The organism is Acidocella facilis ATCC 35904 (assembly GCF_000687875.1).
Taxonomy (GTDB): Bacteria; Pseudomonadota; Alphaproteobacteria; order Acetobacterales; family Acetobacteraceae; genus Acidocella; species Acidocella facilis.
Map to the genome: position 1 here is coordinate 159480 of NZ_JHYG01000003.1, position 15374 is coordinate 174853.

Here is a 15374-nt window from a genome sequence, read left to right on the forward strand (position 1 = left end):
TCGCCTCATTTCGGCCAGGCCCGGTGGCCGCGGTTGCGGCGCAGTGTATCGATGCGCTGGCGCCGGCAGCCTCACAGCCGCCAGTTTGGCCGAACCGGTTGCAGGCAGATTTCGCCCTGCATGGCCCAGCGCACCCGCACCTGCAAGGTTTCGCCATTCGGCAGCTCCAGGCTGAACTGGTCGCACAGGCTCGGCTCATCGGGAATGGTGACGCGGAACAGCTCCCCATGAACGCCCAGCAGATCGCAAGCATGCGGCTCGGGCTCGCCATTTTCGCGGGGGATGATGATTCGGGTGACCGGGTTGAGGATTTCCAGGCCAAGCACATTGCCGTTCACCCAGCGCACGCCGACCATGCGGCGCCAGCCATCGGCATGTTCCAGTTCCACCTCCTGGCCGGTGGAGAAATGCCGCCCGGCATCCGGACGGGGGGAGAGGATGACGGCGCGGTAGCCGGCCACCGAACAATCGGTGATGCGGCATGGATGTCGGAAGGGCTGCCCGGGAATGCGCAGCAGCGTGCGGCGGGATAGATAGGAGCCGGTTTCCACCGGATGGCGCGGCGCATGCCGCTGCTCCCAGGGCGTGGAAGTCTGGAGGTCCATGAACGGTTTCCATCCTTGGCGATGTTTAAGCTGCAAAGGATGATGCGCGGGACGGGCTAACAAAAAGTTTCGAAAAGTGATGCCTTACAGCTTCGTAATCTATTGTTTCGAATAGCGTTCGTTTTCAAAAACGTCATGCAAAACCAAAAAATTTTGGGGTTGTCCCAGATCGTCATTCATCTGGCCATTATATCGATCCCGAGCCTCTTCGCCTTTTGCCCGTGGCGTCAAGGGGTTTACTCGCCTTCGGCGAAGCCGCGCGCCCTTGACGCCACGGGCAAAAGGCGAAACCCTGCAATGATCGAAATAATGCTGATCCTTCAAGGCGTTGAAGGTATAAGCTGGAAGGTTATCTGGGACAGCCCCAAAACTTTTGCGAATTTCCCAAATCGCCTCTTACGGGTTCAGCGCCGCCCAGATCGCTTCCACCGCCAGCGCCAGATCCGCCTCGTCCATGGCTTCATCCGGATTATGGCTGCCATTCCAGTTGCGGATGAAGATCATCGTGCTCTCCCAGCCGGCCATCGCGAACGCCGCGGCATCATGGCCGCCGCCGGCGCGCATGCGCCGGGGGGCATGGCCCAGCCGCGCCGCGCCGGAAGCCGCCAGCGCCACCATCGCCTCGGAAAGCTGCGCCGGCTGGCTGCGGCTTTGCGCGCCGAGCTGGAAACCTATGCCAGGCCGGGCGATTTCGATGCGGGCGATTTCCGCGCGCAGCCGCCGCTCCGCCTCGTCCAGCGTGGCGTTGTTTTCGGAGCGCAGATCGACACAGAATCCCAGCGTCCCGGCCACCTTGGCCATGGCATGGACCGGGCTGGCGGCGTCCACCCGGCCGAAGGTCACGGTCAGGTCATGGCCCTGCGCCAGCATCTCGTCCCAGACCCGCTCCATCGCCATCGCCAGATCGGCGAAGGCGATCACCGCATCCGCGCGCCCTTCGCGCGGGGCGCCGCCGGAATGCGCCCAGACGCCATCGATGCGCGCGTTACGGTAGCGCAGCCCGCCGCGAATCGCGGTGACCAGCCCGTAAGGCTCGCCGGCGCTGTGCAGGACCGGCCCCTGCTCGATATGGAATTCCAGGAACTGCGCCGGGGGCGGCGGGGTCCGCGCCAGCGCCGCTTCCGGGTCGTAGCCCTGGGCGCGCATATGTTCGGCCAAGCTCTGCCCGGTATCGGCGCGCGTCACCTCCATATCCTGCCGGGTCAGCCGGCCCAACGCCCCGCGCGAGCCGATATAGGAGGCCGGAAACCAGACGCTCTCTTCCGCGCGGGTGACGGTGACGACGAAATCCATCTTCGGGCGGCTGCCGGTGGCGTGGAAGCAGGCGGCGAGCGCCATGGCGGCGGCGACACCGGCCTGGCCGTCATAGGCGCCGCCCTGGCTCACCGTATCCAGATGCGAGCCGACATAAAGCGGGGTCGCCGCCGGGGCGCTGCCCCGCAGCCGGGCGAAAAGATTGCCGGCTTCATCGCGCGAGACCTCCAGCCCGAGGCGTAGCACCTCTTCCTCGATCAGGGCGTGGGCGCTGGATTCCAGGTCACTGTAGGAAGGGCGGGTCCAGCCCGGGCCGCCGGCGGAGAGGGCATTCACCCGCGTCAAAATCCGGCTGATCGTCTCGCGGATGGTGGCTTGGATGGCGGTGGGGGCGGGCTGGGTCATGGGGGTGGGGTCCAGGCGTTATCGTGGGTGGCGGCAGGGCGCCGGAGAGGTGCGGGGGACGATGGCGGTGCGACAAGCGGATATGCTTCGGCCTGGCATCCAGCATCGCCGTCACGGACAATCAGTGACGGCTGGAAAAATACAGGAATTTCAGGGGTTTTTCAACCGTCGGCGAGCATCGCAGGACGGGAAATTGGAGCGGGTAGCGGGAATCGAACCCGCGCATCGAGCTTGGGAAGCTAGCAGGCTACCATTACATCATACCCGCCCGTGAGGGCGTACATAGTCGAGCCCGTCTGGCTGCGCAAGCCATGTTGGAGCATTGACCGCGCTCCCCCGGAGGGCTAGGCGTTGGGGCACCTCGTGATTTGTCCGGCCGGATTGCGGCGAGGCGTCCCCTGGCGGGACGGAGCAAAATAAGCGCTAAAGAGGCCCGGCGGAGGGTTGCGCGCGCCCCGCCTGGCCCCGGGCCGGACAGAGTTTGTCCGCACCGCGCTTGAAAGATGGGCCACCGAAGATGTCCGACACGCCGAAAACCCGCCTTGCCACGGACCTGATCCATGCCGGGCGCATCCGCACCAATCTGGACGAGAATGGCGAGGCCTTGTTCCTCACCTCCGGCTTTACCTATGAAAGCGCTGACCTGGCCGAGGCGGTGTTCGCCAACCAGGTCGAGCATTTCCAGTATTCGCGCTTCGCCAACCCGACGGTGACGATGCTGCAGGATTGCCTGGCCAAGATCGAGGGCGCGGAGGCGTGCCGCGCCACCGCCACCGGCATGGCGGCGGTGCATAGCGCGGTGATGTGCGGCTTGAAGACCGGCGACCGGGTGGTGGCCTCGCGCGCTCTGTTCGGCTCCTGCCACTGGATCATCTCCACCCTGCTGCCGCAATTCGGGATTGAAGGCGTGTTCGTGGATGGCGCCGACATGGAAGGCTGGAAGGCGGCGCTGAGCCAGCCCACCGCTTTGGTGCTGCTGGAGAGCCCCTCCAACCCGATGCTCGATATTGTCGATCTGCGCGCCGTCTCCAAGCTGGCGCATGCGGCCGGGGCGATCGTGGTGGTGGATAACGTCTTCGCCACCCCGCTGCTGCAGAAGCCGCTGGAGCTGGGCGCGGATGTGGTGGTGTATTCCGCCACCAAACATATGGACGGGCAGGGGCGGGTGCTGGGCGGCGCCGTGCTTGGCTCGAAAAAATGGATCGAGGAGGTGTTCCAGCCCTTCTTCCGCAATACCGGCCCGTCGCTCTCGCCCTTCAATGCCTGGGTGATCCTGAAGGGTCTGGAGACGATGGCGCTGCGGGTGAAGGCGCAGAGCGAGACTGCCGAAAAGGTGGCGCAGTTCCTGGATGGCCATCCGAAGATCAAGCGCGCCTTGTACCCGACCCTGGCGAGCTTCGCGCAGCGTGAGCTGGCGATGAGCCAGATGAGCGGCGGCGGCACGCTGGTGGCGTTCGAGCTGCAAGGCGGCAAGGCGGAGGCGTTCCGCATGATGAACGCGTTCCGGGTTATCACGATTTCTAATAACCTGGGTGACACCAAATCGCTGGCGACGCATCCGGCGACGACGACGCATATGAAGATCGGCGCGCAGGAGCGGGCGAAGCTTGGTATCACTGACGGCACGATCCGGCTGTCGGTGGGGCTGGAGGATGCCCAGGATCTGGTCGAGGACCTCGCCCAGGCATTGGATAAGGTCTAAAAAGTTTTTAGGGGGTGTGGGGGGGATTTTTACAAAAATCCCCCCACGACTTTCTTAGCTAGACCAGCTGCCGATCCCCGCCCGTCGCGCCCGCCCGGCGACGTAAAACGTCCACAGCACCTGTACCACCAGCGGCAGCAGCCCGATCCAGAGTTTCGAGGCCGAATTCGCCGCGACGAAGCCAATCGCCGTCACCCCGCCCAGCAGCGCGAACAGCCAATGGATCACCGCCACCAGCCGCGCATCCATCCCGGCCCGGCGCACCACTTGATAAAGATGGCCATGATGCGCCCGGGCGATGTTCTCGCGCGCCAGGGTGCGGCGGATCAGGGTGAAGGTCACATCATAGAGCACGCCGGAGAGCAGCAGCGGCACCAGCAGGAAAGAGAGCTGCACCTGCTCGAACCGCGCCGCCGCCACCCCGAACAGAGCCAGCATGAAGCCGCAGAACTGGCTGCCGACATCGCCCATGAAAATCCGGCCCTTGGGAAAGTTGAAGGGCAGAAACCCCAGCACCCCACCGGCCAGCAGCAGGGAGGCGGTATAGATGAAAAACCCGCCCAGCGCCCCGGCGATGCCGGCCAGGAACAAACAGGCGATGAGGGTGACACCGCCGGCCAGACCGTTCAGCCCGTCGATGAAATTCATCGCGTTGGTGACATAGAGCAGAAACCCCAGCGTCAGCGGCAGGCCGAGCCAGCCAAGCGGGGTCAGCCCGAATCCCGGCAGCGCCAGATCATGCAGATACAGCCCCGAGGCCACGGCGGCGATGGCGGCCAGCAGCTGGGTGCCGAGCTTCACTGTGAAGGGCATGTTCAACAGATCGTCGGCCATCGAGACCAGGGCGATCAGCACCGACGCGGCGATGACGCCGATGAAATACCCCTCCGCCAGGCGCGAGACCTGGCCGTAGCGATAGAGCAGCAGCACCCCCAGCAGAAAGGCGAAGACGATGCCGACCCCGCCGGATTTCGGCGTGGTCTGGGCGTGCGCCTTGCGCGCATCCGGATGGTCCGGCACGCCGATGGAGATCATCACCCGGACGATCATGCCGGAAAAGATCGCCAGCCCGCCCATGAGGGCGAGATGACGGGGGAGTGACAAGGCGGAAAGGGTGGTGAGGCTCATCTGGCGCGGACCATGGCTGAAACCGGAGGGAATTTGAAGATCTCTTGTTTTCCGCCGGCCAGGGCTTGTGCTGGCCTGCCGGCCACGCCAGAAGCAGGGAGCAGGACAAACCGGTGCGGAGGGTTTGGGGGTTGAGGATCGCGATTATCGGCGGCGGCTATGTCGGGCTTGTCTCGGGGGCCTGCTTCGCTGAATTCGGCGTCTCCGTGGCGGTGGTCGAGGCGGATGCCGCCAAGCGCCAGATGCTGCTGGAGGGCCGCATCCCCATCTATGAACCGGGCCTGGACAAGCTGGTGGCCGATAACGCCGCCGCCGGGCGCCTGACTTTCCCCGAGACGCTGGAAGTGGGCATCGCCGAGGCGGAGGCGATCTTCATCGCCGTCGGCACCCCGACAAGGCGCGGCGATGGCCATGCCGATCTCACTTATGTCTATGCCGCTGTCGAGCAGGTGCTGAAGGCGCTGGACCATCCGGCGGTCATCGTCACCAAATCCACCGTGCCGGTCGGCACCGGGCGGACGATCCTGGAAATGGCCCGCCGGCTGCGGCCGGACCTGGCGGTGGAGGTGGCCTCCAACCCGGAATTTTTGCGCGAGGGCAGCGCCATCCCGGATTTCATGCGGCCGGACCGCGTCGTCGTCGGCGCCGAGAGCGAGCGCGCCCGCGCGGTGCTGCGCCAGCTCTATCGACCGCTTTATCTGATCGAAACCCCGATTCTGTTCACCGGGCTGGAGACGGCGGAGCTGATCAAATACGCCGCCAACGGCTTCCTGGCGATGAAGATCACCTTCATCAACGAGATGGCCGATCTCTGCGAGAAGGTCGGGGCGGATGTGAATGATGTCGCCCGCGGCATCGGGCTGGATGGGCGGATCGGGCGGAAATTCCTGCATGCCGGGCCGGGCTTCGGCGGCTCCTGCTTTCCCAAGGATACGCTGGCGCTGATGCGCATCGCCGAGGAGGCGGGCGCGCCCTCGCGGCTGATCCAGTCGGTGGTGGCGGTGAATGACCATCGCAAGGATGGGTTGGCGGCGCGTGTGGTCGCGGCTTGCGGCGGCGATGTCGCCGGCAAGGTGATCGCCGTCCTCGGCCTCGCCTTCAAGCCGGAAACCGATGATATGCGCGAAAGCCCGGCGCTGCCGCTGGTGCGCGGGCTGGTCTCGCGCGGGGCGCAGATCCAGGCCTTCGACCCGGAGGCGATGGAAACCGCCCGGCCGCTGCTGCCCGCGCGCGTCACCCTGGCGGCGGATGCCGCTGGCGCCCTCACCGGCGCGGATGCGCTGGTGCTGGTCACGGAATGGAACGAATTCCGGGTGCTGCCCCCGGCCCGGCTGCGCGAGCTGATGCGCGGCGACGTGGTGGTGGATCTGCGCAATGTCTTCGACCCCGCGCCGCTGCGCGCGGCGGGCTTCACCTATACCGGCATCGGGCGCCCGCTGCCGTGACCAAACGACCGCCCCAACCGCGAGGAATGATCGCTTGAACGCCGTGCACGCCAAATATCCGGATTTTGCCAATCCCGAATTGCTGGAAAAGATTCCGCTGACGGCGAAAACCGTGCTGGATGTCGGCTGTGCGCAAGGCGCGCTGGGAGCGAATTATCTGCGCCGCAACCCGAATTGCCGCTATCTCGGGATCGATATCGACGAGGACGCGGCCGTCCAGGCCCGCACCCGGCTGACGGAAGTGTTCGTCGGCGATGTCGAGGCTGATCCGAATCCCTTCGGGCTGGCGGAAGGCAGCCTCGACTGCATCGTCTATGGCGATGTGCTGGAGCATCTGCGCGATCCTTGGGCGCTGTTGCAGGCGCATGCCAAGCTGCTCTCCCCGGAGGGCACGGTGGTCGTCTGCACGCCGAATATCGAGCATTGGAGCGTGGTGGCGCGGCTGCTCGTCGGCAAATTCCAGTACGAGGAGAACGGGCTGTTCGATCGCACCCATCTGCGCTGGTTCAGCCCGCGCACGATGATCGAGGCGCTGGGGCAGGCCGGGCTGGAGCTGGTGGACGCGGCGCCGCGCCCGAATACCGAGATGGAGCGCGCCGAGCAGTTCGCCACGCTCGCGGCGCCGCTGTTGCAGGCGCTGGGCGTTGATGTCGAGGAGTATAAGCGCCGCTGTGCCCCGATTCAGGTGATCCTGCGCGCCCGCAAGGCCGCCCCGGCCTGGCTGGACATCGCCGCGACGATGCTGACGCCGCAGGGCGGTGTTTCCGATGTGCGGGTGCTGGAGCCGATGCGCGCCTTGCGCACCGAGAGCAGCGTGCTGGCGACGGTGATGCCGGAGGCGGAGCTGCGCCCGCGCCTGAACAATGTGCCGCGCATCGCCATGCTGCACCGCCCGCTGCTGCTGGGCGAGGAAGGGCTGGCGCGGGTGCGCGCGCTGCTGGCGCAGGATTATCTGGTGGTCAGCGAATTCGACGATCACCCGATGTTCATGGAAGAGCGCGGGGTGGATCTGAGCCAGCTGCTCACCTTCCGCGGCGTGCATGCGGTGCAGACCAGCACCCCGGTGCTGGGCGAGGCGCTGCGCGCGCAGAACCCGGAGCTGGCGGTGTTCCCCAACGGCGTGTTCGAGCTGCCGCAGGTGCAAAATTTCCAGGACGCCGAGCATCTCACCCTGTTCTTCGGCGCGCTCAACCGCCAGCGGGACTGGGCGCCGCTGGTGCCGGTGCTCAACGAGGTGGCGCGCGCCGTCGGCGACCGGCTGCGCTTCCGGGTGCTGTTCGATGAGGGCTTCTTCCAGGCGCTGGAGACCCCGCATAAAAGCTTCGAGCCGGCGCTGGTGGATTATGCCACCTATCTGCGCGAGCTCGCCGCCGCCGAGATCAGCTTCATGCCGCTGGAGGATACCCCCTTCAACCGCGCCAAGTCGGATCTGAAATTCATCGAGGCCGGCGCGGCCCGGGTCTGCGCCCTGGCCAGCCATACCGTCTATGCCGCCTCCATCCAGGACGGCAAAACCGGGGTGCTGTTCCGCGATGCGGCGGAGCTGCGCGCGGCGCTGCTGCGCCTGCTGGCCTATCCGGAAGCGACCCGCCGCATCGCCGATAATGCCCGCGCCTATGTCGCGGAAAACCGCATGCTGGCCTATCAGGTGCAGGCGCGCATGGAATGGTATCGCAGCCTGTGGGCGCGGCGTGAGGAGCTGAACGCGGCGCTGCGCGAACGCGCCCCGGAGCTGTTCGCCTGATGAGTTCGACCGGTCGATATCGGATCAGCGCTTACACCGAGGCGGAATGGCTGCACGGGCGCAGCCAGGCGGGGCATTGCCCGAATTGCGGGCATGAGGGCAGCGCCGAGGCGGCTTTGGCGGTGTTTCACCACCCGCCGGGGCTGGATCTGGATTATAACCTGCTGCGCTGCCCGGCCTGCACGGTGCTGTTCGTCGATACGCTGCCGGTGGTGGATTATGGGCGTGACGAGCTGATCGAGATCGGCTGGCCGCCTTATTATGCGCAGATGGGGGCCGGCACCTGGCCGATCGCCTCGGCGCTGGCGCGTATCGTCAAGCCGGCGGGGGCGAAGGTGCTGGAAGTCGGCGGGGCCTACGGGTTCGGGCTGGATTTCTGCGTGCATGGCAAAGGCTGGCAGGGCGTCGGGTACGATCCTTCGCCGCTGGCGGCGATCGGCGCCAAGGCGCTGGAGCTGCCGGTGATCCAGGGCTTCTTCACCGAGGAGACGCTGAAGGACGGGCCGTGGGATGTCATCGTCGGCACCGAGCTGATCGAGCATATCAACGAGCCGCCGGAATTTCTGCGGCTGATGCGCCGGGCCATCGCCGAGGACGGGGTGCTGATGCTGACCACCCCGGCGGCGGATTTCATCACCCCGGACTTGGCACCGCTGGAGCTGGACGCGCTGATCGTCCCCGCCGCGCATGTGGTGCTGCAGAGTGTCGCGAGCATGGAGCGCGCGCTGCGCGATGCCGGATTCGCGCATGTGGCGGTGCGCCAGAAGCGCTCGGCGCTGGTCGCCTATGCCTCGCCTTCGCCGCTGGCGCTGGATGAGGACCAGGGCGCGGCCTGGCGCGCTTATCGCCGCTATATGGAAGCCCGCGCCGCGCGCGCGCCGGTGGGCAGCGACATCCAGTTCGGCTTTGCCGGAAGGGCGATGTTCGACGCCGCCAACGATGCCGACGAAGCCGCCTGCGAGAGCGCCTGGGCGATGCTGAATGCAGGTGCTGCGGCCCGCTATGGCTACCGGCTGGAGGATCTGACCGCGCTGCCCGATGGGGCGGCGCAGGCGCAGCTCGAAGGGCTGGGCGAAAAAATGCCGCACGGGCTGGGCATGATCCTGTTCGCACGCGCCATGCAGCGCCTGGCCCGCGGCGAGGCCCGCAGCGCGGTGCGCCCGGTGATGGCGCTGGGGCTGCAGGCGGTGGAGGCGCTGCAGGCCGCACTCGGCCGGCGCTCGCTCGGCGATGACCTGCTCTCCTCCAGCATCGGCGATGTATTGCGGCTGGAGCTGCTGCTCTGCGACGCCGAGGCCGGCGCGCCGGGCGTGGCGGCGGCGCTGATCGCGCGTGGCGACCTGATCGGCGGCTGGCGCGGCTTCGTGGCTTTGGTGAATGCCGGGGCCATCGATCAGGCGGCGTCGCTGCGAGCCGGGCTGCTCGGCGCCGCGCCGGGGGCGGATCTGCCCGCCGGTCTGCGCCGCAACGCCCTGCTCAGCCTGGCGAATTTGCATCTCGCCCCGGGCCAGGACGCCGCCGCCGCGCTGCCGGTGGCCGAGATGCTGGCGGCGGCGGGCGAGGATGTGGAGACGCTGCGCCTTGGGGTGTTCGTGCGGCTGGTGAACGCGGCCCGGTATGAGGAGGCGCAGGCGCTGGCGCAGTCGCTTGGCCCCGTACTCGCGGCGTTGCGGCCGCCTTTCTCCCGCGCGGCGCAGGATGCGCTGTTTTCCGTCGGCATGCTTTATCTGCAGCTGCCCGATGGCCAGCGCCGCGCCGCCGCGACCCTGGCCCGGCTGCGAGAGGATCTGCTGACCCAGGCCCCGCCTGGCGGGCCGGCCCACCCGCTCTTCTGGTCAGCTTTGCGCGGCGAAGTCATCGCGCTGTTCAAGCTCGAACGCGGCGAGGAGGCGGTCGGGCTGCTGAAAGCCCATCTGGCCTCCTATGAGGATTCGCCGGAGGATCTGTGGCAGGTGCTGGATGAGCAGAGCGCATGAGGGCTGAGCTGTGAAACGCATCGCCCGCAGGGTGCTGTCCATCGGCCGCTGGTATTTCTGGGTGCCGTTGGCGCGGCTGATCGGCTGGATTCGCTCGCCCCGGCAGACGCTGAGCTCCTGGCCGGAGGCCGGTATCGCGCTCGGCCCGCGCGTGGTGCTGTTCATGCATTATGACGGCCGTGGCGGCGTGCGGGCTCAGGTCTTCAGCTATCTGCGTGCCTTGCGGGCCAGCGGCCGGGATGTGGTCTTCGTCAGCAATGCCGGCAAATTGAACGAGGTGGCCCAGGCAGAGCTGCGCGAGATCTGCGCCGGCATCATCCTGCGCCGCAATGTCGGCTATGATTTCGGCGCCTGGCGCGACGCGATCGACCGCCTCGGCCTGCCGCGCGCGGAGACCGAGGAGGTGATCCTCGCCAATGACAGCGTCTTCGGGCCGCTATTGCCGCTGGGCGATGTGTTGCGCCGGCTGGATTATACCCGCGCCGATATCTGGGGCCTGACCGAGAGCTGGCAGCTGCGCTATCATCTGCAATCCTATTTCCTGGCCTTCGGCCCCGCCGCGCTGCGCGCCAAGGCCTGGCGGAAATTCTGGAACAGCGTGCGCCCGGTGCCGGCGAAGCCGTTTATCGTGCATCGCTACGAGGTCGGGATCACCCAGGCGATGATGAAGGGCGGGCTGCTCTGCGCGGCGCTTTGGCCCTACGAGACGCTGACAAAGATGGTGAGCTTCGAGGTTTTGAAGGCGCTGGTGGCCGATGAGCAGGACGGCAATTTTGTGGACCCGGTGAATGCCGCCAGGCTGTCGCAGGTCCGAAATATCCGCGACAATATCGCGCGGCGGGTGGCGATGAACCCGACCTCCGATCTCTGGCGCCAGCTGCTGCTCACCGGCTTTCCCTTCATCAAGCGCGAGCTGTTGCGCGACAATCCCAGCAAGGTGCAGGATGTCGGGGACTGGAAGGATGTCGTGCGCGACGAGCTGGGCGCGGATCCGGGGCCGATCGAGCAGGATCTGCGGCTGATGCTGAAGGGTGGGGCGCCCTGATCCGGCTGGTCTGCCGGGCTGCTGCGACCCTGCTCTGGACGGTTTTCGCCATCGCCGTGCAGGCGGTGCTGCTGAACCTGCCAGGCCGGGGCAAGGCCTGGTTCGCGCGGCTTTACTGGCGCGGGGTGGCGCGCATCATCGGGCTGGAGCGGCGCTGCCTGGGTGGGCTGAGCCCCAGCCGGCCGACCTTGTTCGTCGCCAATCACTGCTCCTGGCTGGATATCGTGGCGCTGGGGGCAACGCTGCCGGGCTGTTTCATCGCCAAGGGTGAGGTCGCCGGCTGGCCCGGCATCGGGCTCATCGCCAAGCTCGGCCGCACCATCTTCGTCTCCCGCAACCGCGAGACGGTGGCGCAGGAGCAGCGTCTGCTGGAGGCCCGGCTGCAGGCGGGCGATAATATCATCCTCTTCCCCGAAGGCACCACCTCGGACGGCAACCGCGTGCTGCCCTTCGCCTCGGCCTTCTTCACTTTGGCTTTCGGCGCCGCCAAGCCCTGGGTGCAGCCGGTGACCATCGTCTATGACCGGCTGGAGGGCCAGCCCCTCCGCCATGCCGACCGGCCGCGGATCGCCTGGTATGGCGATATGGACCTCGCCCCGCATCTGCTGCCGCTGCTGCGCCGGCGCCGGGTGCGGGCGACCATCCTGCTCGGCGAACCGATGCCCCCGGGCAGCTATGCCAACCGCAAGCAGATGAGTGCGGCGCTGGAGCGCCAGATCAGCGCCAACGCCGCTGCACTGCGCCAGGGCCGGGAGCCGCCGGCGGCGTGAGCGCCAACCAGTTCATGCATCAGGAGCTGGCGCTGCTGCTCGGCTTTGCCGGCTGGCTCATCGTCGCGGTGCTCGGGCTGGCGGTGCTGGCGCTTTGCTATCTGGGCCTGCGCCGCCTGCTGCACAACATCCTCGCCCCGCGCGGCTTCAGCCCGGAAAAAATCACCGCCATCGGCTGGATCGTCGTCCCGCTGGCGGTGCTGCTGGTGCTGGCGATCCCGGCGGCGCGGATGCTCTATCGCGGCGATGAGCCGCCTTATCTCACCGTCAGCGTCACCGCGCATGAATGGTACTGGCATTACGACTATGTCTCCGCTCCCGGCCTGGGCTTCGATAGCCGCGCCGTGCCACGGGAGCGGCTTCCCCCCGGCGCGGTCTATGGCGATATCGCCGATCATCCGCTGGTGGTGCCGGCGGGGGAGAAAATCCGGTTTCTGGTGACCAGCGGCGATGTGATGCACGGGTTCTTCGTCTCGGCGCTGGGGCTGCAGATCTACGCCCTGCCCGGCGCCCTCCTCACCGGCTGGACGGTGATCGCCAGGCCCGGCCTGTATGACGGCCAGAGCAGCCCGATCTGCGGCGACGATCATCAGCCGATGCCGATCCAGATCAAAGCCTTGCCGTTGCCGGCCTATCGGGCCTGGCTGGCGGCGCAACGCGGCTGAGCGAGTGCTGCAAGCCGGGACACTCGCCTATTTCGCTTGATCTCCCCTGCCGCCGCCCGTATCGTTTCCAACATAAGAAGGCTTGGAAACGGCCAATGAAAATAAAGCGGGATGCAGACGCATGAAGCTGAGAGTGAAATCTGCCTTGACGTTGGCAATGCTGGCGGCGGCAAGCGGGCTATGGTGCCACGCTGGCCTGGCCCAGAGTGCCGCCCCGGACCCCACGGCGGCAGCCAATCACTATGTGGACGCGCCGTTCAACTGGCAGCTCTGGTTTCCGGCGGCCGGCAGCCCGATGCAGGCCAAGATCGACTGGCTGATGAAATATGTGCTCTGGATCATGGCCGGGGTGGTGGGTTTCGTCACCATCCTGATGGGCTATGTGATGGTGCGCTACCGCGCCGGGCGCAACCCCAAGCCCAGCCAGACCACCCATAACACCTTGATCGAGATCGTCTGGATCGTGGTGCCCTGCCTGATCCTGGTCGCCATCATCGTGCCCTCGATCAAGCTGATCTATTTCGAGGCGGATGACAGCAACCCGTACATGACCGTCACCGTCACGGCGCATCAGTGGTATTGGGAATATAAGTATGACTCCGTGCCGGGGCTTGATTATACCAGCTACATGATCCCGGATAATGAGATCAAACCCGGCGAGATCCGCCGTTTGTCGGTCGATCACCCGCTGGTGCTGCCGGTGGGCAAGAAGGTGCGCTTTGTCATCACCAGCGCCGATGTGCTGCACGGCTTCTATTTGCCCTCGCTGGGGGTGCAGAAATACGCCATCCCCGGCACCCAGCTCACCAGCTGGACCGAGATCGACAAGCCCGGCACCTATTATGGCCAATGCAACCAGATTTGCGGCCTCAACCATGATGCCATGCCGATCGAGATCAAGGCGGTGCCGCTGGCCGATTACATCGCCTGGACCAAGCAGGCGCTAACCAATTACGCGCAGACTGCGCCGGCCGCCGCCCCCGCCATCCCCCGCACCCTGTTGGCTGACGCCGCGCGCTGAGGAGCCAGAGAATGTCCATTACCGCTGACCAACATGCCCTGCACGCTCACGGCCACCATAAAAAGAGCTTCGCCGCGCGCTGGCTGATGAGCACCAACCACAAGGATATCGGCACGCTCTACATCATCATGGCGTTCATCGGCGGCTGCTTCGGCGGCGTGCTCTCGATGATCATGCGCCAGCAGCTGATGTATCCGCACAACGACATCATCACCAGCGGCAATACCTGGAACGCCATCATCACCGCCCATGGGCTGATCATGATCTTCTGGTTCGTGATGCCGGCTTTGATCGGCGGCATGGGCAACTGGTTCGTGCCGATGATGATCGGCGCGCCGGACATGGCCTTCCCGCGGCTGAATAATATGAGCTTCTGGTTCCTGGTGGCGGGCTTCGTGTTCGTGATGCTGGGGCTGTTCCTGGGCACCGGCACCGGCGCGGGCTGGACGCTCTACCCGCCGCTGGACAATGCCCAGTACTCCCCCGGCGTGGCCACGGATTTCTCGCTGTTCTCGCTGCATCTGGCCGGCATTTCCTCGCTGCTGGGGGCGATCAATTTCATCGCCACCATCCTCAATATGCGTGCCCCGGGCATGACCATGCACAAGATGCCGCTTTTCTGCTGGGCGATCCTGGTCACCGCCTTCCTGCTGCTGCTGGCGATCCCGGTGCTGGCCGGGGCCGTGACCATGCTGATCATGGACCGCAATTTCGGCACCTCCTTCTTCGAGCCTTCCGGCGGCGGTGATCCGGTGCTGTTCCAGCATCTATTCTGGTTCTTCGGCCATCCGGAAGTCTACATCATGATCCTGCCGGCCTTCGGCATCATCAGCCATGTCGTCTCCACCTTCTCCCGCAAGCCGATCTTCGGCTATCTCGGCATGGCCTATGCGATGGTGATCATCGGCTTTGTCGGCTTCGTGGTCTGGGCGCACCATATGTTCGTCTCGGCCATCTCCACCGATAGCCGGGTCTATTTCGAGGTGGCGACGCTGATCATCGCGGTGCCCACCGGCATTAAGGTGTTTTCCTGGATCGCCACCATGTGGGGCGGCTCCATCGAGTTCAAAACCCCGATGCTCTGGGCGCTGGGCTTCATCTTCCTGTTCGTCATTGGCGGGGCGACGGGCGTGGTGCTGGCCAATGCCGGGCTGGATCAGGAGCTGCATAACGACTATTTCCTGATCGCGCATTTCCATTATGTGCTCTCCATGGGGGCCGCCTTCGCCATTTTCGCCGGGTTCTATTTCTGGATCGGCAAGATGAGCGGCCACCAATACCCGGAATTCTGGGGCAAGCTGCATTTCTGGACCTTCTTCATCGGCGTCAATCTCACCTTCTTCCCGCAGCATTTCCTGGGGCTGGCCGGCATGCCGCGCCGCTATCCGGATTATGCGGATGCCTTCGCGGGCTGGAATTTCGTCTCTTCCGTCGGCTCGATGGTCTCGGGTGTTTCAACCCTGATCTTCTTTTATGTGCTTTACGCGGTGTTCACCTCGAAGCAGAAGCTTGCGGATAATTACTGGGGTGAGGGTGCGACGACGCTGGAATGGGCGGTGCCCAGCCCGGCCCCGCACCATACCTTCGAAGATGTGCCGATCATCCGTTAGGAGC

The 15374-nt window shown here is 65.8% G+C and carries 12 protein-coding genes and 1 tRNA gene; 9 read left to right on the forward strand and 4 right to left on the reverse strand.

The genetic code is table 11. The annotated features are described in order from the left end of the window. Positions 1-71: 71 nt before the first annotated feature. From T331_RS0105440 to T331_RS0105450, 3 genes are all read right to left on the reverse strand, one after another. A complete protein-coding gene (locus T331_RS0105440) occupies positions 72-605 on the reverse strand; it encodes a hypothetical protein (RefSeq protein WP_026439300.1) in 534 nt (177 codons plus the stop codon). 396 nt (positions 606-1001) lie between these two features. Further along, a complete protein-coding gene (locus T331_RS0105445) occupies positions 1002-2264 on the reverse strand; it encodes a hydantoinase/carbamoylase family amidase (RefSeq protein WP_026439301.1) in 1263 nt (420 codons plus the stop codon). Between the two features lie 194 nt (positions 2265-2458). Continuing rightward, positions 2459-2532: transfer RNA gene (locus T331_RS0105450), tRNA-Gly, on the reverse strand. A 249-nt stretch (positions 2533-2781) separates the two neighbouring features. Here T331_RS0105450 and metZ point away from each other — a divergent pair. After that, positions 2782-3966: an O-succinylhomoserine sulfhydrylase gene (gene metZ / locus T331_RS0105455; protein WP_026439302.1), complete on the forward strand. Its 1185-nt coding sequence runs from the start codon at positions 2782-2784 to the stop codon at positions 3964-3966. Positions 3967-4020: 54 nt separating this feature from the next. On the opposite strand, the gene T331_RS0105460 is transcribed toward metZ, so the two are convergent. Continuing rightward, positions 4021-5094, reverse strand: a complete 1074-nt coding sequence (locus T331_RS0105460) for a glycosyltransferase family 4 protein (RefSeq protein ID WP_026439303.1) — start codon at positions 5092-5094, stop codon at positions 4021-4023. A gap of 131 nt (positions 5095-5225) precedes the next feature. Here T331_RS0105460 and T331_RS0105465 point away from each other — a divergent pair, with 131 nt between their 5' ends. The 8 genes from T331_RS0105465 (at position 5226) to ctaD (ending at position 15370) form a co-directional block, all read left to right on the forward strand. Next, on the forward strand, positions 5226-6539 hold the full coding sequence (locus T331_RS0105465; protein ID WP_026439304.1) for a UDP-glucose dehydrogenase family protein: 1314 nt from the start codon (positions 5226-5228) through the stop codon (positions 6537-6539). 43 nt (positions 6540-6582) lie between these two features. Further along, positions 6583-8283, forward strand: a complete 1701-nt coding sequence (locus T331_RS0105470) for a methyltransferase domain-containing protein (RefSeq protein WP_244876902.1) — start codon at positions 6583-6585, stop codon at positions 8281-8283. Beyond that, the gene (locus T331_RS0105475; RefSeq protein WP_026439306.1) at positions 8283-10259 is read left to right on the forward strand and encodes a class I SAM-dependent methyltransferase; all 1977 of its coding nucleotides are present in this window, start codon (positions 8283-8285) and stop codon (positions 10257-10259) included. Before T331_RS0105470 ends, T331_RS0105475 begins: the two co-directional genes overlap by 1 nt. 10 nt (positions 10260-10269) lie before the next feature. Then, the gene (locus T331_RS0105480; RefSeq protein WP_244876895.1) at positions 10270-11304 is read left to right on the forward strand and encodes a rhamnan synthesis F family protein; all 1035 of its coding nucleotides are present in this window, start codon (positions 10270-10272) and stop codon (positions 11302-11304) included. A gap of 56 nt (positions 11305-11360) precedes the next feature. After that, complete coding sequence (locus T331_RS0105485; protein ID WP_211248679.1) at positions 11361-12074, forward strand: lysophospholipid acyltransferase family protein; 714 nt, start codon at positions 11361-11363, stop codon at positions 12072-12074. Then, positions 12071-12739 carry a cupredoxin domain-containing protein gene (locus tag T331_RS17440; RefSeq protein ID WP_051622187.1) on the forward strand — a complete coding sequence of 223 codons (669 nt, stop codon included), beginning with the start codon at positions 12071-12073 and terminating at the stop codon, positions 12737-12739. Before T331_RS0105485 ends, T331_RS17440 begins: the two co-directional genes overlap by 4 nt. Before the next feature lie 133 nt (positions 12740-12872). Beyond that, positions 12873-13760, forward strand: coding sequence for a cytochrome c oxidase subunit II (gene coxB / locus T331_RS17445; protein WP_244876896.1), 888 nt, complete (start codon positions 12873-12875; stop codon positions 13758-13760). An 11-nt stretch (positions 13761-13771) separates the two neighbouring features. Then, on the forward strand, positions 13772-15370 hold the full coding sequence (gene ctaD / locus T331_RS0105500) for a cytochrome c oxidase subunit I (RefSeq protein ID WP_008494148.1): 1599 nt from the start codon (positions 13772-13774) through the stop codon (positions 15368-15370). The last annotated feature ends 4 nt before the right edge of the window (positions 15371-15374 follow it).